20 protein-coding genes and 1 tRNA gene are annotated in these 20,707 nt (G+C 39.7%); 12 read left to right on the top strand and 9 right to left on the bottom strand.

All coding sequences use genetic code 11. The features are described 5' to 3' along the window. Nucleotide 1: 1 nt before the first annotated feature. The 5 genes from NMG86_RS13250 (at nucleotide 2) to NMG86_RS13270 (ending at nucleotide 3,196) form a co-directional block, all read left to right on the top strand. A complete protein-coding gene (locus tag NMG86_RS13250) occupies nucleotides 2-751 on the top strand; it encodes a DUF2232 domain-containing protein (RefSeq protein WP_026797827.1) in 750 nt (249 codons plus the stop codon). After that, nucleotides 752-1,864 carry a nicotinate mononucleotide-dependent phosphoribosyltransferase CobT gene (gene cobT / locus NMG86_RS13255; RefSeq protein WP_026797828.1) on the top strand — a complete coding sequence of 371 codons (1,113 nt, stop codon included), beginning with the start codon at nucleotides 752-754 and terminating at the stop codon, nucleotides 1,862-1,864. Between the two features lie 48 nt (nucleotides 1,865-1,912). Continuing rightward, nucleotides 1,913-1,995 (top strand) — tRNA-Leu (locus NMG86_RS13260). Between the two features lie 680 nt (nucleotides 1,996-2,675). Then, nucleotides 2,676-3,020 (top strand): hypothetical protein, encoded by a 345-nt coding sequence (locus NMG86_RS13265; protein ID WP_026797829.1) that lies wholly within the window; start codon nucleotides 2,676-2,678, stop codon nucleotides 3,018-3,020. Further along, a complete protein-coding gene (locus NMG86_RS13270) occupies nucleotides 3,017-3,196 on the top strand; it encodes a hypothetical protein (RefSeq protein ID WP_026786566.1) in 180 nt (59 codons plus the stop codon). The genes NMG86_RS13265 and NMG86_RS13270 overlap by 4 nt, the downstream gene beginning before the upstream one ends. 216 nt (nucleotides 3,197-3,412) lie before the next feature. Here the strand turns inward: NMG86_RS13270 and argF are convergent, their stop codons facing one another. Further along, nucleotides 3,413-4,336, bottom strand: coding sequence for an ornithine carbamoyltransferase (gene argF, locus NMG86_RS13275; RefSeq protein ID WP_026786565.1), 924 nt, complete (start codon nucleotides 4,334-4,336; stop codon nucleotides 3,413-3,415). Nucleotides 4,337-4,809: 473 nt separating this feature from the next. Continuing rightward, nucleotides 4,810-5,943, bottom strand: a complete 1,134-nt coding sequence (locus tag NMG86_RS13280) for a histidine kinase (protein ID WP_026786564.1) — start codon at nucleotides 5,941-5,943, stop codon at nucleotides 4,810-4,812. A 246-nt stretch (nucleotides 5,944-6,189) separates the two neighbouring features. On the opposite strand from NMG86_RS13280, the gene NMG86_RS13285 reads away from it, so the two are divergent. After that, entirely contained in the window at nucleotides 6,190-7,872 is a 1,683-nt protein-coding gene (locus tag NMG86_RS13285) for a DUF2079 domain-containing protein (RefSeq protein ID WP_026798652.1), read from the top strand. A gap of 78 nt (nucleotides 7,873-7,950) precedes the next feature. Here NMG86_RS13285 and NMG86_RS13290 read toward each other — a convergent pair whose 3' ends face one another. The 4 genes from NMG86_RS13290 to bchD all read right to left on the bottom strand — a co-directional run bounded on the left by NMG86_RS13290 (nucleotide 7,951) and on the right by bchD (nucleotide 13,122). Next, nucleotides 7,951-9,714 (bottom strand): mechanosensitive ion channel family protein, encoded by a 1,764-nt coding sequence (locus tag NMG86_RS13290; RefSeq protein ID WP_026794094.1) that lies wholly within the window; start codon nucleotides 9,712-9,714, stop codon nucleotides 7,951-7,953. Nucleotides 9,715-9,936: 222 nt separating this feature from the next. Further along, nucleotides 9,937-10,644 carry a hypothetical protein gene (locus NMG86_RS13295; RefSeq protein ID WP_043938618.1) on the bottom strand — a complete coding sequence of 236 codons (708 nt, stop codon included), beginning with the start codon at nucleotides 10,642-10,644 and terminating at the stop codon, nucleotides 9,937-9,939. A 21-nt stretch (nucleotides 10,645-10,665) separates the two neighbouring features. After that, nucleotides 10,666-11,103, bottom strand: a complete 438-nt coding sequence (locus NMG86_RS13300) for a deaminase domain-containing protein (protein ID WP_026797830.1) — start codon at nucleotides 11,101-11,103, stop codon at nucleotides 10,666-10,668. Between the two features lie 39 nt (nucleotides 11,104-11,142). Continuing rightward, nucleotides 11,143-13,122 carry a magnesium chelatase ATPase subunit D gene (bchD, locus tag NMG86_RS13305; protein ID WP_026797831.1) on the bottom strand — a complete coding sequence of 660 codons (1,980 nt, stop codon included), beginning with the start codon at nucleotides 13,120-13,122 and terminating at the stop codon, nucleotides 11,143-11,145. A gap of 76 nt (nucleotides 13,123-13,198) precedes the next feature. Between bchD and NMG86_RS13310 the strand changes: the two genes are divergently transcribed. Continuing rightward, nucleotides 13,199-13,747 carry a pentapeptide repeat-containing protein gene (locus tag NMG86_RS13310; protein WP_233422972.1) on the top strand — a complete coding sequence of 183 codons (549 nt, stop codon included), beginning with the start codon at nucleotides 13,199-13,201 and terminating at the stop codon, nucleotides 13,745-13,747. On the opposite strand, the gene NMG86_RS13315 is transcribed toward NMG86_RS13310, so the two are convergent. Beyond that, nucleotides 13,748-13,966, bottom strand: a complete 219-nt coding sequence (locus NMG86_RS13315; protein WP_026786557.1) for a hypothetical protein — start codon at nucleotides 13,964-13,966, stop codon at nucleotides 13,748-13,750. A 208-nt stretch (nucleotides 13,967-14,174) separates the two neighbouring features. On the opposite strand from NMG86_RS13315, the gene NMG86_RS13320 reads away from it, so the two are divergent. Continuing rightward, the gene (locus NMG86_RS13320; RefSeq protein ID WP_043938617.1) at nucleotides 14,175-14,687 is read left to right on the top strand and encodes a DinB family protein; all 513 of its coding nucleotides are present in this window, start codon (nucleotides 14,175-14,177) and stop codon (nucleotides 14,685-14,687) included. 110 nt (nucleotides 14,688-14,797) lie between these two features. On the opposite strand, the gene NMG86_RS13325 is transcribed toward NMG86_RS13320, so the two are convergent. Both NMG86_RS13325 and NMG86_RS13330 read right to left on the bottom strand, forming a co-directional pair. Continuing rightward, complete coding sequence (locus tag NMG86_RS13325; RefSeq protein ID WP_026797833.1) at nucleotides 14,798-15,049, bottom strand: hypothetical protein; 252 nt, start codon at nucleotides 15,047-15,049, stop codon at nucleotides 14,798-14,800. Nucleotides 15,050-15,116: 67 nt separating this feature from the next. Next, the gene (locus NMG86_RS13330) at nucleotides 15,117-15,677 is read right to left on the bottom strand and encodes a GNAT family N-acetyltransferase (protein ID WP_026797834.1); all 561 of its coding nucleotides are present in this window, start codon (nucleotides 15,675-15,677) and stop codon (nucleotides 15,117-15,119) included. A 435-nt stretch (nucleotides 15,678-16,112) separates the two neighbouring features. On the opposite strand from NMG86_RS13330, the gene NMG86_RS13335 reads away from it, so the two are divergent. The 4 genes from NMG86_RS13335 to NMG86_RS13350 all read left to right on the top strand — a co-directional run bounded on the left by NMG86_RS13335 (nucleotide 16,113) and on the right by NMG86_RS13350 (nucleotide 20,704). Next, nucleotides 16,113-16,940, top strand: a complete 828-nt coding sequence (locus NMG86_RS13335) for a DUF4384 domain-containing protein (protein ID WP_158442156.1) — start codon at nucleotides 16,113-16,115, stop codon at nucleotides 16,938-16,940. An 81-nt stretch (nucleotides 16,941-17,021) separates the two neighbouring features. After that, on the top strand, nucleotides 17,022-18,038 hold the full coding sequence (locus tag NMG86_RS13340; protein WP_052338720.1) for a tetratricopeptide repeat protein: 1,017 nt from the start codon (nucleotides 17,022-17,024) through the stop codon (nucleotides 18,036-18,038). A gap of 15 nt (nucleotides 18,039-18,053) precedes the next feature. After that, nucleotides 18,054-19,979, top strand: a complete 1,926-nt coding sequence (locus tag NMG86_RS13345; protein WP_026797836.1) for a CHAT domain-containing protein — start codon at nucleotides 18,054-18,056, stop codon at nucleotides 19,977-19,979. A gap of 119 nt (nucleotides 19,980-20,098) precedes the next feature. Next, entirely contained in the window at nucleotides 20,099-20,704 is a 606-nt protein-coding gene (locus NMG86_RS13350; protein ID WP_043938615.1) for an SRPBCC family protein, read from the top strand. Nucleotides 20,705-20,707 lie beyond the last annotated feature (3 nt).

Raw genomic sequence — 20,707 nt, forward strand, 5'->3', positions numbered from 1 at the left:
AATGAGTGATTCTTCTCCATCAAGTTCCTCTGTTAACCCCTGTGAATCTGAAACTCAGGAATGGGTATCTGTTGATGCAGATATCCCACGTTCTGAAGCTTCGGGTCATCTGGCGAAACTATCCCATGCCCATAGAAACTCCCTGATTCTAGTAGAAACGGCTTTTTTAGCCAGTGCCGGAAGTTTAATATGGTTTGTTAATTATTATTTTCCCATGGGGCCAGTGCTGCGGCTGTTTTTCGCCTTACCGATGGCTTTATTATATTTACGATGGGGAAAACGGGCTGCGGTTATGGGGGCGGTAGCTTCATTTTTATTGTTATCGGTGTTAATGGGGCCAACTCGCAGTATTGTGTTTTTAATTCCTTATGGTTGGTTAGGAGTAGTTTTAGGGGGAATGTGGAAACGCAAATCTCCTTGGTGGATGTCCATTGGGACGGGTTCTTTGATTGTTGCTATTGGTTTTTTCTTTAAATATTGGTTACTTTCCATCCTGCTAGGGCGGAATTTGTGGGCCTACGCCACGATCCAAATGACTGCGGTGGCGGACTGGATTTTTATTAAGTTGGGGATTTTGGCTCAACCCAGTTTAGTTTTTGTGCAGGTGCTTGCTGTTCTGATGATTTTAATTAATAGTATTGTCTATTTATTTGTGGTTCATCTAGTCTCTTTATTATTATTAGATCGTCTCAATAGTCCCATTCCTCGCCCGCCCAAATGGGTACAAGTTTTATTAGATTACGAAGGTTAAATGGCTGTTAAGGTTTATACCCAGTTTGCTGAGGGGAATCGGTGGTTACATCACTATCACGGGACTAAACCTGTGTTTGCTTGTGTGTTGGGATTTACAGCAACGGCCTTAATTCCAGGGATTTCCGCCGCTGGAGCTACCAGCGACTCCCGACAATATACGGCCGTTGCGGATGCTGAGTTTCTTCATAATGGGCCCCAACCCCTTCCCCAGTATCCCTTACCGCCACTGGATGCGGGAGCTTCTCCGGTGTTAATTTCCCGGGCTGTGGTGGAATCCTTAAAATGTCCTTTGTATCTGTTTAATGCCGGATTATCCGTTGCTCCTTCGGTTCCTACGATTGATTTGGGGGGGGGTGCAGCCCGATGTATAACATCCGGTGCGGCCATGACTTTAGGGACTGTCAAGCATCTGTTTGAGCAGGGGTTAATTTGGGGTGAACGGATGGCGCGGGATGCCCAAAATAGTTATCTAATTTTATCGGAATGCGTGGTGGGGGGAACCACTACGGCCTTAGCGGTGTTGCTGGGTTTGGGAATTTCTGCCATGGATAAGGTGAATAGTAGTCATCCCCGTTGCAATCATGGCCAAAAATTAGCGATCGCCACCACGGGATTACAGCAAGCCGGGTTTTGGCCGTTATCGGGAATCGGGATTGATCCGTTCGAGTTGGTGGCCGCGGTGGGTGATCCGATGCAAATTGTGGTGGCGGGGATGACTTTGGCGGCTAGTCGTACCGTAGGGGTGCTGTTAGCGGGTGGAACTCAGATGTTAGCGGTTTATGGTTTGGTAGAGGCGATCGCGACTCAATATGATATTCCTTGGGGTGCTGATCGGGTGGTGGTGGGAACGACCCGTTGGGTGGCTGAAGATACCACGGGGGACACGGTTGGTTTAGCGGAAATGGTGGGAAATGTCCCCCTATTAGCCACGCAACTTAATTTTTCTACCTCGGTTTATCCGCAACTGCGGGCCTATGAACAGGGTTATGTTAAGGAAGGGGTGGGGGCTGGAGGGGCTGCGATCGCTGCTGATCTGGCGCTGGGTTGGAATAATACCCAACTTCTGCAAGCTATTGAAGCAGTAGCTGATCGGATGAAATCAAATTATTAGTGTTCAATTCTGCGGATCTGTGCTACGATAAAAAGTTGAACAATAAACGCGGACATGGCGGAATTGGTAGACGCGCTAGATTTAGGTTCTAGTATCGTAAAGATGTGAAGGTTCAAGTCCTTTTGTCCGCATCATGGGTAAAGAGTGAACAAAAATGCTCACCGAAAGGGGGGCTAGGGGTTGATCCCCCCAAATCCCCATTGAGAAGGGGGGCTTTAAGAAAATGCGATCGCCTCTCCTATTCCCAAAAAGCGATCGCCCTCCGCTGCCGAGCTATGGCACGGAAACATTGATATAATAGATAGAGAAGCCTTAGCAGAAAGCAAAATAACTATGTCAGAGGTAATTCTCAAACAAATCTTTAATCAGCTTGAAGTGCTGGAAATTTTCGAGCTACATCAGCTTCGTATCTGCTGATAACGAGTTGAATGCAGCAGCAGCTAGGCAAGGTTTGAGAGTTGAAAATCCTAATAATTACCCCTAATTGTGATCGCCATTCCTATCCCCAAAAAGCGATCGCTCTCTTTAACACAAATTACCATCAACATCTTATCCCTCCTCAACTTAACTTATAATTCCTACTAACATCTTGTCCCCCATTTTTAAGGGAGGCTAGGGGGGATCTTCTTCGGATAATCTAAGTGGAGATCCCCCCAAACCCCATTAAAAATGGGGGGGGATAAGAGTGGAGTATGATCGCTCTGATTTGAGAAAAAGAAATACATATTTACTTTTCTCAACGGTAAATAAAACAATCAGTAAGTTACAATTAGACTTACAATAATTAAGGAGTTATGAGGAATGTGTAAATATGGCAAAATTTCCGAACGAACTTGCGGAAATTATCTGGAATTTAAAACGCCAGTTACTAGAGATTATTGATGCAGCAACAGTAGGAGAATTGACTCTGTTTGAATTGTTTGGAGAAACGAGTGATACGATGCCACTTCTGGATGAATTGAAAAGTGTGGCTGAACGTGCTGCACCTTGGTTTTCTCGGTTGTCTAATTTTCAGTTACGCATAGCTGAGTCTCAACCCACGATTTCGGCTGATATGCTAAACTTAGTAAACCAATCTATTGAACGCATCCAGATGGAAATTCCGGCAATGGAACGGAGTATTCAAGAAGTGAAAACGGAGTGGAATTTGCCATGAATAGCCAACCGCGTATTCCTGACCCTGAAACAGCCAAGAGATTATTGGCTAATTTGCGCCGCAGTCGTTTAGCAATGGAAGCAGCGACCCTGGAATTAGAAGACATTACGATGCAGTTGGAAAATGATAGTAGACAAAGGCGTTTGGTGAGATTAAGGCAGGCAATTAAGGATTAAGAAACAGGTAAGCGATCGCTCTCTTTAACACAAATTACCATCAACATCTTATTCCCCCCTCAACTTAACTTATAATTCCTACTAACATCTTGTCCCCCTTTTTTAATGGGGCTAGGGGGGATCTTCTTTGGGTAATATAAGTGGAGATCCCTCCAAACCCTTTGATAAGGAGGGCTTTAAGAAAATGCGATCGCTTATTTTTTCAGAATTTAAAGGTTAATCATCTCCTAATAATACGGCTAATAATGCTTTTTGAACGTGCATTCTGTTTTCCGCTTCATCCCAAACTTTTGAACGAGATCCCTCGATGACTTCATCGGTAATTTCCTCATCTCGGTGGGCGGGTAAACAATGCAAAACAATTGAATTATCGGCGGTTTTTTCGATTAATTTACTATTAACTTGATAGGGTTGAAACAGAGGAATTCTAGCTCTGGCTTCTTCTTCCTGTCCCATACTTGCCCAAACATCTGTATAAACAACATTTGCATCTTTTGCCGCTTTAATAGGATCTTCGGTAACAATTACCTCGGTTTTTCCCTTAGCAATATCTTTGGCTTGTTCAACAATATCTGCATCGGGTAAATAGTTAGCCGGGGTAGCAATTCTAACGTTCATTCCCACCATGGCACAGCCTAATAATAAGGAATGAGCCATATTATTAGCCCCATCGCCAAAATAACTTAAAGTTAAACCTTCTAAGGTTCCAAAACATTCTTGAACTGTCATTAAATCCGCTAAAACTTGACAGGGATGTTCTCGATCTGTTAAAGCATTAATTACTGGAATTTCCGCATAATTAGCAAAGGTTTCTAAATCCTTTTGTTCAAAAGTACGAATTGCGGTAATATCCAAATATCGATCTAATACCCTAGCCGTATCTATTAATGGTTCTCCGCGACTTACTTGGGTAACATTCGGGTTTAAATCAATCACTTGACCCCCCAATTGATACATGGCAACGGTAAAACTAACCCGAGTTCGGGTTGAAGCTTTAGAAAATATTAATCCTAATACTTTATTGCGACGCAATTTGACCATTCCTGATTTTAATTTTGTCGCCAAATCTAATAAGAAATAGAGTTCATCAATACTCACATCCGCCAAACTTAAAAAATCCCGTCCTTTTAATGTTTCCATAATTCTTCCTAAACTACTAACAATTATGTTGATTTCATAACCCCACCCCCCTAACCTCCAGGGCTGTTTCAAAATCGGGAGTGAAATAGTAAAGAAAGAGCGACCGCTTGATGATAAAATCGGGGGCGAGCGCATTCTTTCATAAAAAAACAATGATGAACAGTCTAATATAATATCTGAAAAAAGTCAAGGATTTCCAAAAATCTCAAGGGGAAATATATCCGATATGGTGGGTATTATTCGTAGTGATACTAGCGCAAATATCTTGATATCAAGGATATCGAGAAATCGGATATTTTGTAAAGACTAACCATCAAAGTTTGAATAAAACTTTCAATATTGCTCCAGCTAAAATGCCACCTTATTCAACAATAAGAAAGGTAATAATGGGGGTAAATTGGGAGAAATTACTGGCTATCTCTCAATCCGAAAGTTAAAAATGAAAAAATAGAGCAATACCGCTTTGGAGATATCTAATTATAAACCGGTAAGGTAAAGTGAAAACAACTGCCTCGGGTTGAATTAGAATCGACCCAGATATTTCCGTAGTGGGCGACAATAATTTTTTTACACAACGATAAACCAATACCATAACCATCTTGAGCTTGATCCCGGGCGAGGCGAAAACCTTCTTGAAAAATGCGATCGCGGTTTTCTTGGGGAATTCCTGGCCCACTATCGGCAATACTCACCTGTACTTTTTGACTGGTGCGGTGTAACACAATCACTTCTAGGGTTCCACCTCGGGGAGTATATTTAATTGCATTATCTAATAAATTAACAATCACTTGCCTAATCCGTTCTGGATCGGCATAAACCCAAGGGGTATCATGGGGAATATCTGTTTTCAGATTCAACGATTTAGACTGAAATTGTGAGTCTAACTGCGCTAAAATTTGATGTAGAAATACCGTTAATTCTAACTGATTTGGTTGAATTTGTAAACGAATATTAGGACTATTTGATGTTTCTAAAATATCCGTAATCATCCGATCAATAATATGAATTTGAGCGCGAGCTTGTTGAATCAAACGCACTTTCAAAGCGGGAGTAATTTGATCTGAAGATAACGTTTCCATGGCTAGGGAAGTCGCTGTTAAAGGACTCCGCAAATCATGGGCTAAAATTTCTATAATTCGATCTTTAAACTGTAATTGTTGTTGTAAAAGTTCCTTTTCTTGTTGGAGGTGAAATATCTGATCACTGAGTTGAATTAATTCAGCAACATGGGCCACCGAATTAGCTGCATGAGTAGCGGGGGCACCTGAATTTTGTTCATTTAACTCCAATAACTCCGTCGTTTGTTTCCAACGGGGCCACCAGTGTTCCAGTTGAGCCACTAAATCACTTCCGGCGAGAACCTGTCGAGGTTCGGGGTGGATTTTGATTAGGGTGGGTGTGGCCATCAGCTTAAAATGTTCAGCCAAATAGGGCTGTTCACCGACATCAATAATCTGAAGTTCAAATTCATTCTGAGTCTTTAACTCCTCTAGGAAATCACGAATTCGCCGAATTCGATCTTGGGAGCTAGGACGCTGATCAACAAATAAAAGAAGTTGTAAGGGGACTTCTGGGGACAAGGACTGTTTTTCTGGAAAAGCCTGCATTTCATGGGTTTTGAGCAGGTGCGGTAAACTATTTTCACTGTCTCTGAACGAAGAAGGATAGTACATGGGCAACTGCATTTATTTATAGTTTAATTTAACATCTTCTTTAGATTTGATTTTTTTGAATCAGGGAAACTGGAAAGCCGAGAGAGAATGGTAGACTATTGCGTGATTGTGATTTGGCCTCCCTCACCTCTGTTGAGTGTATGGGGTGATAGCTGTTGAAAAAATTTAGGTAGATCCCAAATGTTCCTAAGCGGGCAAAACTGGCAGAAAAATTCGTCGTTGAGATTGGTCGTAGGAGTTGCGATCGCATTTTTTATCATTTGTTTAAGCCTAACTCTACACCGTTACTTTAGTTTTTATGCCTCCTATGACCAAGGCATTTTTAATCAAGTGTTTTGGAATGGCGCACACGGGCGGTTATTTCAAAGTTCTCTGTCTTCCGCCCTATCCACCAATGTTGTCCACCAGGGGGAGTTTCCCAGCGTTAGTTACCATCGTTTAGGACAGCATTTTACCCCAGCTTTATTACTTTGGTTACCTCTTTACGCCCTGTTTCCTTCCCCCGTTACCCTCTCGGTATTACAGGTAACATTAATTACCCTCGCGGGACTGGTGCTTTATCTCCTAGCTCGTCAGCATTTGGAACCCCCCTTAGCTGCTTTAATCAGTGTCAGTTTTTATGCGGCTAATGCGGTTATTGGCCCCACCTTAAGCAATTTCCATGATATCTGTCAAATTCCATTATTTATGTTTACTGCGCTACTAGCGATGGAAAAACGCTGGTGGTGGCTATTTTGGATCTGTGCGGTTTTAATTTTAATGGTGCGGGAGGATTCGGGGGTTATTTTATTTGGGGTTGGGGTTTACCTAATTTTGAGTAAACGTCATCCAATTCAAGGTGTGATGGTTTGTATTCTTAGTTTTGGTTATATTTTAGCCCTAACTAATTTGATTATGCCCTTATTTTCGGCTGATATTTCCGAACGGTTTATGATGGAAAGGTTTGGTCAATATGCCGATGGAGATAAAGCCTCAACCTTAGAAATTATTTGGGGAATTATTAGTAATCCCGGCAGATTAATTATGGAAATTTTTACTCCTTTTGGTGGAACATTAAAATATTTATTAGGTCAATGGTTGCCCTTGGCTTTTATTCCGGCGATCGCTCCAGCGTCTTGGATGATAGCGGGTTTTCCTTTATTAAAACTATTTATGGCAAAGGGAGAATCGGTATTATCAATTACGATTCGTTATGCCTTAACGGTGGTTCCTGGGTTGTTTTATGGCACAATTTTATGGTGGTCAAATCGACAAAAACAGTTACAAGAACAGTCTGACCTGCAATTAAACCCCGAATCAGGAGAAATTTCGGGAGCAAAGGTGGCTTTACCCTCGGTTAAATTCCGTCGATTTTGGTTATTTTGTATTGGGTTATCATTATTCTTTAGTTTCACATCCAATCCCCATCGTAGCCTCTATTTTATTATTCCCGATTCGGTTGATCCTTGGGTTTATATTCCCGTCACCACTCAATGGTCGCACGTTGCCCAATTTAGACCGTTAATAGATGCAATTCCTGCCGATGCCAGTGTTGCCACCACGACTTATATTGTACCGCATTTATCCAGTCGCCGAGAAATATTAAGGTTTCCATTATATCAGTTAAGAAATGATGCGGGAGAGGTAATTTCTGTTGACTATATTCTAGCGGATTTATGGCAATTAAAAAAATATGGTATTGCATTTTCAGGCGATCGCGATGCCTTAAAAGAAATCACTCAACGGATTGAACAATTAACCTCTAATAAAGAATACGGGATTATTGATTTTAGAGATGGAGTAATTTTAATCAAAAAAGGTGTTCCCTCCGAACCCAAAGCTGTTAAAAACTACACCTTATTTATCAGTCATCAGTTAGATTGATATAGAGAGAACTTTACGACTTCTATTTTCTAGCAATAACAGTGTTTAAACTCAATTTTACTAAGAAATATTCTGAGTTTACTGATTAATAATTTGCCGACTCAGCAATTGAGAAACTTCCGGGAGAAATACAGTTTGTTCAAATCTACCAAATTTAATTTCTTGTTGATCAAAAGCAAGTTTTAATCGGCGACGATATTCGCGAGCGATTTTCCACTGTGTACCAGGACTGGTTTTAATTCGGATTTCTAATTCAACTCCCGTATCGAGAATATCACTAACACCACTGGACATAACGGGGGTTAAAATCGACTTTTTCCAGTCGGTTTCCTGGAACATTTCCTCAATTACTTTTTGCATCACATCCAATGCCAAATCAATATTTGAATCATAAGTAATAGTTGTTTTAAAATCAATTCTTGCCCATTCTTTCGTTTGATTATGAACAATATTAATACTCCCATTTGTAAGTGTTGTTAACCGTCCTTCTTTTCCTCGAACTTGAGTAATGCGTAAGTTCATATATTCTACATAGCCTGATGTATCACCAACCGCAATATAATCTCCTACAGAATAGTGATCTTCTAACAGAATAAAAATTCCATTCAAGACATCTCGAATCAAATTTTGAGAACCAAAGGAGAGAGCTATACCAATAATCCCAACACCCGCTACAACTGGCGCAACAGGAATTTCTAGACTATCTAAAGCGACAATCAAACCTAGAATAATCCAGATAACTTTGCTAACTCCTTTTAAAACAATACCATAAGTTACAAAGCGTAATTCTTGTCGATTAAGAGCAATTTGGTTAAGGTTATAGTGATCTTGAAGCGATTGTAAGAAAGCGTCAATTGCTAAGGTACTGATGCGAATTGCCAACAGCACAAACAGGAAAATGATTAATAGAACAAATGGATCGTGACTCAACCAAACAGATAAGAATCGAGTCTGAGGAAAAAATTTGGTAATTTTCCAGAGAACCCACACCCAAATTAAAAGTTGAACCAGTTTTAAAACAAGACGTCGATATTGATTGTTACTGAGTTTTTTATCCCAACGTTGCTGTTGTTCAGTAGCTTCATGAATTTGCGCCTGATTATTGAGATCATTAGGGTCACTATTGTGGCTATTTTCTGCTATATTAAATTCCGGTTTTTGCTGAATGAGAATCAGTTTTTGTTGATATAACCGTTTTTGAAGTATATGAACTCCAAAACTCAATATACTGGAGACTAAAATTATACCCAATACCCATAAACTCCCTTGATATAAATAGGCAGGTTGGCGTTGTTCATAGCCTTTCATTAAAGCTTTCTTGATCAGAATAGTTAATTTTTTAGCCCAGATATCAGGGGAATAACCATTGAATTCCGCATCAATAGGCGTAACGGTCATAATTGCTCGTTCTCGAAGTTCATCCTGATCGGACGCAAAAATGACGATATTTTCTTTTTCTTTTTTTACCGTTAGGGTCAATGTATTGGGTTCAAAACCTTTAGCAAATAATCCCCCATACAGTTGATTATCTAAAATTGCATCTAACTCATTTTCAATTAATTTTGCTCGTTGTTTAATGGAAATATTGTTATCTTTTTTATCAGTGTCAAGGAGAATATTGGATGCAACTCGAAACAGTTCCTCTCCATCAATATGTACGGGTTCAGAAATCATATTTCCCACCCGAATCACGGAAGTTACCGGGTTAATATCACTGGGTAATGGCTGTTCTGCTAGGGTTGGGGGGATACTCGCATTCAAGCTGATTACCAATAGAGCAATTGCCAATGCTAAGATCAGTTGATGGAAGTGGCGAAGGCGCAATATAATGGTTCTGGACATAGGTACAATTGATGAAAAATTCTGAATCTGGGTTATTCATGTTCAACCAATGATTATAACTGTTACGAGACAGAATCAAAATATTGAAGTCAAGATTTTTAGATTATTTTAGAGGCTAACAATATTAATCCCTGTTTAACTCGATAATTTTTGCTTTTTTATAACTGACTAAACCGCCTCGATTAAATGCGGTTCGTGTTTGTTTATTTGAGATGCTAATAATTAGATTTCAAAAAATTGCTCCGAGCTAAACCGTTTTAATCCCTTAATTGTGTAGATTTTTTTAGGACATTTAAAACACCATATCGCCGGAACTACATCTAAAAGCCACCAGTTAAATAAATCTCGTCTGTGTTGTGAACCCGGAAAAATTGCATAGCCTTCCAAACAATCGTCTAATATTTCTAAAATAGCTGTTTTTGCTTGATAAGGATCAATTAATTTTAGCAAATTTTGAAATACATCTAACGCTTCATCCAGTGCTTGTGTTCCTTCTGATAGTTGAGAAAATAGCTGTTTATGAAATTGATTAATATTGGGGTAAAATTCAATGTTTTCTTTAAAATTAAAATTTTTATAATATTTAATTTGATTTTTTGTTCTTATAAAATGAGATAAAGCTAAATTTAAAATTAGTTCAGATCTAGGATCATTTGGCAAATAAGCTGTTAGAGTCGGTTGAACCGATGATCCTAAAATTAAACCCATCCACATCAAATATAGATAGGATGAATTAGAATTATAACTGATCAAATGATCAAGAATATTTTCACAACTTTGTTCAAGAGAAACAGGTGCATCTGCATGATCTTCATACAGTTCTTGATAGCGATATTGCCAAACACTATAAATTAAATCACGCAATTGTTCGGGAATTTGTGCAGAATAACTCAGTTTAAATTCTGGATAAACAGAAACTAATCCTGTCATAAATGATTTCTCCTGTTAAGATCAGGGTGGATAAGGAAAATCCCAAAACAAGGTGATTTCAAGATTGGGAAACTTTTGTTTAAACTGTGTAATCACGCCCTGGCAACTCTCACAGGGATTTCTTTCACTATATAAATAAAGTTTTCCCTCAATTTGGGGATTATCAAACATTTCTAAAGTTTCTGCTAGGGCTGAAAGAGCTTTATATTCAGCATCCGTATCCATGAGATAACCGGAATAAGAATCAACAATCGGTTTAAATTGACCTCCTTTTGATTTAGGTTTAGGTTTGGGAACTGGACTCTTGGCTTTAGATTTAGATGTTGCACCGACACTCAAAGATATCTGATCAGCCAGATGAACTTCAATAATAGCAACATTATTTTTAGGAAAGGGTTTATTCAGATATTGTTCTCGAATCAATTGAGCATTTGACCTGAGACGTTCCTCAATACACACTTAAGCAGTATTTCCTAGCATTTCTACCATTATGCCACTTTAAGAACCGATCGCATCTCTTAAAGCATTTTGGGTCATGGCGGCGATCGCTTGATCCGTTGCTTTAGGAAGGTGATAATATTTCCCCCCAGCCGTTTTTGCTAACTCCTTCGCAAACCCGGTAGAAATGAATTTACTTTCGGTATCAATCACTAACAATTGCATCTTTAACCCGCGAATTTTTGCAGCAATTTCTAATATTTCTTTCTTAATATCCGGCTTTTCTCCTTCAATTTGGGGCTCTCCCAAAGACCGAGATAAAGAAATATTCCCCCGTCCGTCGGTAATGGCCACAATCACCACCTGACCAATATCCCCCGACTGTTTAGCATTCACCCCGACTCTCACCGCCTGCGTTAACCCATGGGCTAAGGGCGACCCACCCCCACAGGGTAAGCGTTCCAGCCGTTTTCGGGCCGCAGCAATCGAACGGGTCGGCGGTAACAACACCTCCGCCTGTTCCCCTCGGAAGGGAATCAAGGACACCTGATCTCGACTTTGGTAGGCTTCCGTCAACAGTTGTAACACAGCCCCCTTAGCCGACTGCATCCGGTTTAGGGCCATTGAACCCGACGCATCCACTACAAATACTACTAACGCCCCGGACTTGCGGGCCAACCGTTTGGCGCGAATATCCCCCTGTTCCACAATCACTTTCCGCCCCGGTTCCCGTAGACGTCGGGCCTGTTGATAGGGTGCGGCTGCGCGTAACGTGGCATCAACGGCAATTCTTTGGACTTTCCCCTTGGGTAAAACGGGCTTAATGTACCGCCCCCTGTCATCGGAAAAAATCACGCTGCGGCTGCCAGATTTCCCTTGACGGTTCGCCATTTGGGTAAAATACAAGACGCTATCATCCAGGAGCACGCCTTCCGGGTCAAAAATAAATTCTTCGGGGATAGTGGCTTCTTCTTCTTCGGGCTGGTCTTCCTCGTCGTCCTCGTCCTCGTCTTCTTCCTCCTCCTGATCTTCGGGGGACTGATCTTGAGGCGGTGGGGGTGGAGGCGGTTGCTGTTGCTGTTGTTCTTCGGGAGGTGGCATAATTTTGGCCCGGGGAACAATAACTAATTCCACCGCCCGACGTAAATCATCGGCGTTGACGGTAGTGCGTCCTTCCAAGGCGGCGGAGGCTTTAGCCACTCGCACGGCAAATAATTCCGCCCGATGACCCATGACACCGCCCCGCAGCGCTTCTTGAACTAAATATAAGATTTGTTCCGGGGTAATAATCACATCTTTTAACCATTCCCGGGCTAAAATAATCTGGGTTTTTAGATCATCTAATTCTTGGTTATATTGAGTTAAGAAATCCTGGGGTGATTTCGCATAATCCATCACTTGATCTACTGCTTGCACCCGTTCATCTAAACTCAGAACCCCATCGGCGGATAGGGCGATCGCAATTCTATCTAATAAATGATCTCTTAAAGAACCTTCTTCCGGGTTAAATGTGGCGATAAATAAAGGTTTACAGGGATGTTCAAAACTAATGCCTTCCCGTTCAATTAAATTCCGGCCTTCGGTTAGAACTGTTAATAATAAATTAGAAATATTATCATCTAACAAATTAATTTCATCCACATATAAAACCCCTCGGTTCGCTGTAGCTAAAAGTCCGGGTTGAAATACGGTTTGTCCCTGTTTAACGGACTGTTCTAAATCCACCGAACCCACTAATCTATCTTCGGTGATCCCTAACGGAATTTGCACAAAGGCTGTGGGGACAATTTCGGTAGGTTGAGTCTGATCAAAGGGCTCGGCGTTAGCAATTGATCCTTTAACAATTTCTATCGGGGGCAATAAAGCGTGTAATGCCCTCGCCATAACGGATTTAGCCGTTCCCCGTCTTCCGGCAATCACAACACCACCCAAACCAGGGTCAACCGCCGCAAGTAAGAGAGCCAGCTTAATGGCACCTTGTCCAATCACTGCGGTTAATGGAAAGGAGGTAATCACAGGGGCGCTAACGGGCGCAGACATAGCTTTAGAAATGACAGAACAATATCTTATAATAGCAAATAATGGTACTTTTGTTAATTGGTTTTCCTAAAAAGTTATGAGAATTATCAATTTCCGATTATTTCAAGGGCTAAAAAACGATACTAATACTTCTGGGAGAAAAGCCCAATTGCGATTAATAATTGTTACGGGTTTAATTAGTTTAGGGGTGGGATTTCCGGTTTTAGCAGAACGCCAAAGGGATGTAGAAAGATTAATCAGTACCAATCAATGTCAACAATGTGATTTGAGTCAGGCTAATTTGGCAGATGCAAAGTTAGAAGGGGCGGATTTATTAGGAGCAAATTTGCAAAAAGCCAACCTGAGAGGAGCTAATTTAAAAGGTGCTGATTTAAGTTCAGCTAATTTAATCGAAGCGGATTTATCAGGGGCAGATTTACGCGATACAAAACTCCATAGCACCACTTTAATAAAGGCTAATTTAGAGGATGCTGACCTGTCTTGGTCTGATCTTTATCAAGCATTTTTAGAAGATGCTCAATTTAATAATGCTAATTTATTAAATGCTAACCTGAATAATGCTAAATTACAAGGAACTAATTTCTGTGGGGCAATTATGCCCGATGGACAAAAAGGAAAATGTTAATTATCGTAAATTAGAGAATTCATCCACAATTTTAATTTTTCCGCGAGAGACTCCTCTGAGTAATCGATCTACACAGCGTCTTTCTTCTTCTGAGAGAGATTCATCTAAAATCGCTGCCATCAGTCCATAACGATCCGCAAGGGTTAAATGACCTGTGGCGTTCACTTGAGCGAATAAATCACCCAGGGCAGATTGTAAGAGTTGAACTTTAGGAACCATAAATATTTATCTTAACCCAATAGTTTAATCTTTACAGATTTTTTATATAATGGACGTGATTTTACATCAGCTTTACTTGTGATTCCTAAGAGTAAGATTTGTGATTTAGGTAGAGTTTATTTGTGATTTTATGGTGCAATAAATGTGATCAAGATCACTGCCATATAAAATATTTTTGACTCTGTTTAATTAAAAAATACTCAATCCTATGACTCATCCTTTAATTGCCCATTTTCAACTTTTAGCTCGTTATAATATCTTAGCAAATCAACGAATATATTCAGCCTGTGCAGAATTAACCGATGCAGAACGTAAACAAATTAGACCTGCTTTTTTTCAGAGTATTCATAACACATTAAATCATATTATGGTCGGCGATCGCATCTGGATGACCAGGTTTTCAGGAAGTGAAATGACCTCGACAGGTTTGGATACAATTCTCTATGAAGATTTTGATCAACTATGGGAAAATCGTCAAATTGAAGATACTAAAATTGAAGATTTTTTTCAACAATTTGACCAAACTCGATTTGATCAAACCATTCGTTATTGTAATAGTGCTGGAAATATTCATGATGATCCAATTGATATATTAATCATGCACTTTTTCAACCATCAAACCCATCATCGCGGACAAATTCACGATATGTTAACCCAAACTATTGTTAAACCCCCCAGTTTAGATATGCACCGCATTCTTAGACCTAATTCCACTGTATAGGATGGGCGACAACATCAGAATAGATATTGAGATAATTGTCTTTCTGGTGTCACCCATCCTACGATTAGAAAAATTAGCGATGGTATTATTCAAAAAACCGAGTTTCTGCGTTAGGGATTATTGCTATCAACATACTCAAGTTGTAACTCAGAATCAGATTTTGATCCAGAATAACGTACTTCTACAATAGCATTAACTGTCCAAACCATTAACACTAAACTCAGAACTAACCAGAATAGATTACCCCAATCTTGATTATAGCTATAATCTCGTTGAGGGCAAGGATAGGAATAGGGGCAAGTTCTGTTTTGAGAACAGGGGGAAGGACTACAGTGATAATTATTGTTCAAATTGCAAGACATAATTTTTTTCCTCTAAATTAATCATTGAAAAAGGGGGATAGGTTGAAATATCCCCCAATGGGTTAAGTTAAGATGCTTGACGAATTCCTAACATTTGGAAATAGCGTTCTTGAGTCAAGCTATATTGGCAATAGTCCCGATTATCAAACCACAAATTATCGTTGTCGCAGCGAAAACCCACTTTTTCTAAAATTCGCCGTGAAGGGTGGTTTTGAACTCGTGCATAAGCTGATAATTGGGGTTGGTTTAAGATTTCAAAGGCAATATCAATGGCGGTTTTAGCAAATTTTGTCCCTAACCCACGACCTTGATAGGGAGTATCAACGGCATAACCAATTTGGGGAAACTCTGATCTGGGGCTATTGTAAATTTTGATAAAACCTAACAAGGTTTTTTCCTGTTTATCGGTAACAAAATAGTTACCATAGCCGTATTTTTGCCACTGTTTCTGCCACTGTTGCAAATCGTTTTGTGCCTGTTCGGGAGACAGTGCGCCTGCTAAAACCCATCTCATAATTTTGGGATTTTCCAACAGTTTAGAGGCAGGATTCCACCAAGTTTCATCACAGCACGTTTTAAGGGTAAAGGAATCTAGGGTTAGTTTTTTAGGGGCTTTTTTCAGAAGCATTGTTTTGTCCTCAAGTGGTCTATATCCCTAATTTATTCGTTTTAAACTGACCTGTAAATCGAAGGAAATAGAGTTAAGTAGAAAGCTAGAATTAATAGAATTAACTAGACTCAAATAGAACGAACTAGAATCAAATAGAATAATCAATTAAACCTATTGATTAATTTTAAAATATGCTCTATATTGAGAGTTTAGAAACCGGGTTTTTCCCCAGGGTTTAGATAAAAAATCAGAGTCTTTGCTAAAAAGTTTAGAAACCGGGTTTTTCCCCAGGGTTTAGATAAAAAATCAGAGTCTTTGCTAAAAACCCGGTTTCTATAGGTTGTAAACTGAGAGTTCAGAAACCGGGTTTTTCCCCAGGGTTTAGATGAAAAATCAGAGTCTTTGCTAAAAACCCGGTTTCTATATTGTAAAATCAGGAGATGGATGGAATTTATGCTTTCTACCCAATATCAAGATAATGAACAACAATTCCTTGAAGAAATAGCCGAGGAATGGAATTTTAACGAGAGAACTCAATTAGTATTTGTTCAACGATTTATCAGCAGTAATCAAGATTTAGAAAATAATGATCTGGCTGATGTTTTAGAAGCTAATTTAAAAAAGGATAACTCTGATGTTGATCATCAAAACGTTTTAAAGGACTGTCTCAGCAAAACCATTTGGAAAAAAATGGTAGAAAAAGGTTGTGATTTTAATGGGGCGCATAAAGATAAATGTCCAATTGCTAAACAGTGGTTAGAAAAAACCGTTTATCCTCAATGGTTAAAACAAACTCTTTGGAAGCAATTAAAAACAAAAACAACGGCTAGGAATAAAGTTGGGCCAGTTTCAGCAGGGTCTGTGGGAAATTTGGGAATGCGACATCAAAAACCCTTTCTCGATAAAGTTCCCCTGAATAGTGATATTTTGTTTAAAGTTAATTTAGATCAACCCGGACATTTGATATTATTAGAACGGGAACCATCGGGGGTCATGTGTTGTGTGTGTCCCTCGGAATATGCTCCAGAATTTCAGGTGAAAGGAGGAGAGATTACTTTACCACAATATCCCCCGTCTCCTCATCCGGCTTTTACCGCAACAGAGGAGGGACAAGAACAAATTTTAGCGGTTATTACTCCCGATAAACCGTCTTTAAATTGGTTAGCAGAAAGTCAAAAGGAAGCCTTAGAACTGGATCATGAACATCTCTTTGAATTGTTAAGTTATTTAGAGGAATGTTCAACCTCCCAGATATTTTATACAGAATATCAGGTTGTTTAAATCATTCGGAGTGAGCTTATTCTATTTCTAATTAAGAGCATTAATCACCTTTCCTAACCTTTAATAATATTTAGGTGCAAGATGAAACACAACAGCGAAGAATTATGGAACCAACTCAACGCACAAGTTTTTCAACTTTATCAACAGTGTCAGTTTAATCAAGCAGTTACTCTTGCAGAACAAGCCTTAAAATTAGCACAATCTGTCTATCAAGGCGACCACCCTAATATTGCATCAAGCCTGAATAATTTAGCAGCACTCTACAAGTCCCAAGGCAAGCTAAGTCAAGCTGAACCTTTATACCAGCAAGCTTTAGCCATGTGGCAACGACTGTTTAAAGGCGACCACCCTAGTATTGCATTAAGCCTGAATAATTTAGCAGCACTCTACGACTCCCAAGGCAAGCTGAGTCAAGCTGAACCTTTATACCAGCAAGCCTTAGCCATGCGGCAACGACTGTTTGAAGGCGACCACCCTGACATTGCACAAAGCCTGAATAATTTAGCAGCACTCTACGACTCCCAAGGCAAGCTGAGTCAAGCTGAACCTTTATACCAGCAAGCCTTAGCCATGTTGCAACGACTGTTTGAAGGCGACCACCCTGACGTTGCACAAAGCCTGAATAATTTAGCAGCACTCTACCATTCCCAAGGCAAGATGAGTCAAGCTGAACCTTTACTACAGCAAGCCTTAGCCATATTGCAACGACTGTTTGAAGGTGACCACCCTAATATTGTATTAAGTCTGAATAATTTAGCAATCTTATTGATTAAAAGCGATCGCCCAACAGAAGCTTTAGCATTAATGCAGCAAGCGATCGCAATGGATGATCGCCTTTTGCGTGCCAGTTTTGCCTATAGTTCAGAACGCGATCGCCTCATTTATATCGACAATATTAGATATCGGTTTGATCACTTTCTTTCTCTAATTTCAACTTATTTTTCCGACTCTCCTGAAGTTGTAAAAATCGCTTTAGATGTTGTTCTTCAACGTAAATGTATCACCGCCACTGCCTTAGCTGCGTTTAATTTTGCCATTTATAGTGAACGCTATTCCCACCTGCAACCAGAATTTCAACGGTTACGATCCTTGCGATAACAGTTAACCCATCTAATGTTTGATCCGCCTTTTATCCAACCCCAAGAACCCCAAGAACAGTATCGCCTCCGCCGCCGTGAACATCAAAAATTAGTCACAGAATTACAACAGGAATGTGAACAAATCGAAAAACAACTCGCTTCCCAAGTGCCAGAAATTCAACTCCAAGACCAAGAAACCGATAGACGGGCGGTAGCGTTGGCATTACCCGAAGGTTCTGCATTAGTGGAGTTTGTGCGGTTTGATGTCTGTGATTTTAAAGCCGAAAAATTGCAACCTGCTCAATATTTGGCGTTTGTTTTACCTGCTCAACAACCCGATGCAGTGCAGATGATTTTATTAGGAGATGCGGAACCCATTGAACGGTTAATTAAGGTATTTCGAGAAACGATATCTGAACTGAGATTAAAAGATTTAGGGGTACGCCAAAAAGCAAAACCTCCTCAACAGAAATCTTATCAAGAAGCGGGGATGAAATTACGAGAGGCGATTTATAATCCTATTTTAGAACAGGTGAATTTAGCCGAATATTCCCATTTAATTATTGCCCCAGATTATGAATTATGTATCGTTCCCTTTGGGATTTTACCAGAGGAGGGGCGGCTATTAATTGATCGTTATCAAATTAGTTATTTGAGTACGGGGCGAGATATTCTCCGGGGAACTATTGAAACAGAACGCCCTGCATCTCCTCCTTTTATTATGGCTGATCCTGACTTTAACTTATCTCGTAGTGAGGGCTTCAGCCCTCAGAAAAGCCCTGAAGGGCTTACTACGAATGGGGATGAAAGCCCTGAAGGGCTTACTACGAATGATGTGATTAAACGCTTGGGTGGGGAATATTTTGATCCGCTTCCAGAAACGGGAATATTAGCGGAAACTGTAGCCCAAAAATTAGGCGTTAAACCCTATTTGCAACAACAAGCTTTAGAACCTTTGTTCGGTCGAGTGAATTGTCCTAATATTTTGTTAATTGCTACTCACGGTTATTTTAACTCTGGGGATAATCCCTATTTTAAGTTAATTGAATCGCTGTTACAGTGTCCCCAGGGAGAGGAACAGGAAATTTTACAAAATCACCCCAATTTGTTAAATCAAACGCTGATTAATTGCCTAGAAACGGTTATTGATAGTGTGAATAAACAAGGAGAGACAAATAAAGCCACTTGGTTACAGAATTTGATTCCTATTGTTCAGATCATGGTTGATCAAACCCTGAAGTTGACCCCCCCTAGCCCCCCATTATCAAGGGAGGGGATCGGAGGTTCTTTGATTTCTAATTCTACTTATTCTACTTCTACACAGCTAATAGCAAATTCTAGTTCCCCCCATTACCAAGGGGGGGTTAGGGGGGGTAGCGATCGCTTTTCTACTCCTACTATTGATAACTCTCTCATGCGTTCTGGTTTAGCCTTAGCAGGGGCAAATACTTGGAAAATTGGCGGAGATTTACCCCCCGAAGCTGGGAAAGGATTTTTATTCGCCCAAGATGTCGCCGTATTAGATTTATGGGCAAATGAATTAACAATATTAATTGCTTGTGAAAGTGGGTTAGGAGATGTTAAAATTGGTGAGGGAGTATTAGGATTACGTCGAGCATTTGCCGTCTCCGGTTGCAAAACTTTAGTCATGAGTTTATGGTCTGTTCCGACGAGATCCAGTATTTTATTAATGGATAAATTCTTAGATTTATTAAAATCCGGTTATGGTCGGTATGATGCTTTAATTAGAGCTCAAGAGTATATTCGTTCTGTTAAAATTGAAGAATTACAACAATTTCCCATCGGTGAAGAAATCCTAGCAGAATTAGTTGAACTCAGATCATTAACATTAGATGATATTAAAAATTCTCCTAATTTTCAACCATTAGCTCATCCCTGTTTTTGGGCGGCTTGGGTTTGTCAAGGAAACACAAATCCATTCCCTCCAGGGATATTATAGCCGAATATAAATTATATTTTAAAGATAATGGTTTTATTGATGTTTTTCTGTTATAATAAACATAACCTGTGGAAACGTGAAATTTTGCGTCTCTCCTCAATAACTAATTTAAAATACTAATGCCTCTTAATTCTAATCCCCATAAATCTAATCCAGTTTTGACAACATTCGTTTCTGTCTTAGGTTTAGGTTTAACCTTGATTAATAGCCCTCTAGCTATTGGTGAAATTGTTAATCCTACCTTAATAGCTAGTCAACCTCAAGCAGCAACGGTAACGGGGAAAGATGGTCAATATATCGCTAAAATTGTTGTTAATAGTTCTGCGGATAAAACTTGGAAAGTCTTAACAGATTATAACAATTTTTATCAATTTTTGCCGAATGTTATCAGCAGTAAAGTCTTAAAAACTCAAGGAAATCAGAAAATATTTGAACAAATTTATCAAGTTCAAGCCCTTATTTTTAAACAACAAACTAGAGTTCGGATCGCTAGTACGGAAACCTATCCCAAAGAAATTGATTTTAAGCTGGTTGATGGGGACTTAAAGGCATTACAAGGAAGTTGGAAAATTCAACCAATTTCGGCTCAACAAATTTTAATTGAGCATCAAGTTAAGGTTGACCCGGGTTCTACTCCAAGTCTATCTTTGTTTTATAGTATCTATGAAAATAGCTTAAAACAAACCCTAGAAGCAATTAAAAAAGAAACTGAACATCGAAATTAGTGA

Source organism: Planktothrix rubescens CCAP 1459/22 (assembly GCA_904830895.1).
GTDB classification, from domain to species: Bacteria; Cyanobacteriota; Cyanobacteriia; order Cyanobacteriales; family Microcoleaceae; genus Planktothrix; species Planktothrix agardhii.

What these genes read in the sequence shown, in the direction of transcription:
- NMG86_RS13320 (WP_043938617.1), top strand. Translation starts at nt 14,175, where the DNA reads ATGACTCATCCTTTAATTGCCCATTTTCAACTTTTAGCTCGTTATAAT.
- NMG86_RS13285 (WP_026798652.1), top strand. Translation starts at nt 6,190, where the DNA reads ATGTTCCTAAGCGGGCAAAACTGGCAGAAAAATTCGTCGTTGAGATTG.
- NMG86_RS13295 (WP_043938618.1), bottom strand. Translation starts at nt 10,644, where the DNA reads ATGACAGGATTAGTTTCTGTTTATCCAGAATTTAAACTGAGTTATTCT.
- NMG86_RS13335 (WP_158442156.1), top strand. Translation starts at nt 16,113, where the DNA reads ATGCTTTCTACCCAATATCAAGATAATGAACAACAATTCCTTGAAGAA.
- NMG86_RS13265 (WP_026797829.1), top strand. Translation starts at nt 2,676, where the DNA reads ATGGCAAAATTTCCGAACGAACTTGCGGAAATTATCTGGAATTTAAAA.
- NMG86_RS13270 (WP_026786566.1), top strand. Translation starts at nt 3,017, where the DNA reads ATGAATAGCCAACCGCGTATTCCTGACCCTGAAACAGCCAAGAGATTA.
- NMG86_RS13345 (WP_026797836.1), top strand. Translation starts at nt 18,054, where the DNA reads ATGTTTGATCCGCCTTTTATCCAACCCCAAGAACCCCAAGAACAGTAT.
- NMG86_RS13290 (WP_026794094.1), bottom strand. Translation starts at nt 9,714, where the DNA reads ATGTCCAGAACCATTATATTGCGCCTTCGCCACTTCCATCAACTGATC.
- NMG86_RS13280 (WP_026786564.1), bottom strand. Translation starts at nt 5,943, where the DNA reads ATGCAGGCTTTTCCAGAAAAACAGTCCTTGTCCCCAGAAGTCCCCTTA.
- NMG86_RS13325 (WP_026797833.1), bottom strand. Translation starts at nt 15,049, where the DNA reads ATGTCTTGCAATTTGAACAATAATTATCACTGTAGTCCTTCCCCCTGT.
- NMG86_RS13315 (WP_026786557.1), bottom strand. Translation starts at nt 13,966, where the DNA reads ATGGTTCCTAAAGTTCAACTCTTACAATCTGCCCTGGGTGATTTATTC.
- bchD (WP_026797831.1), bottom strand. Translation starts at nt 13,122, where the DNA reads ATGTCTGCGCCCGTTAGCGCCCCTGTGATTACCTCCTTTCCATTAACC.
- NMG86_RS13350 (WP_043938615.1), top strand. Translation starts at nt 20,099, where the DNA reads ATGCCTCTTAATTCTAATCCCCATAAATCTAATCCAGTTTTGACAACA.
- NMG86_RS13330 (WP_026797834.1), bottom strand. Translation starts at nt 15,677, where the DNA reads ATGCTTCTGAAAAAAGCCCCTAAAAAACTAACCCTAGATTCCTTTACC.
- NMG86_RS13250 (WP_026797827.1), top strand. Translation starts at nt 2, where the DNA reads ATGAGTGATTCTTCTCCATCAAGTTCCTCTGTTAACCCCTGTGAATCT.
- argF (WP_026786565.1), bottom strand. Translation starts at nt 4,336, where the DNA reads ATGGAAACATTAAAAGGACGGGATTTTTTAAGTTTGGCGGATGTGAGT.
- NMG86_RS13340 (WP_052338720.1), top strand. Translation starts at nt 17,022, where the DNA reads ATGAAACACAACAGCGAAGAATTATGGAACCAACTCAACGCACAAGTT.
- cobT (WP_026797828.1), top strand. Translation starts at nt 752, where the DNA reads ATGGCTGTTAAGGTTTATACCCAGTTTGCTGAGGGGAATCGGTGGTTA.
- NMG86_RS13310 (WP_233422972.1), top strand. Translation starts at nt 13,199, where the DNA reads ATGAGAATTATCAATTTCCGATTATTTCAAGGGCTAAAAAACGATACT.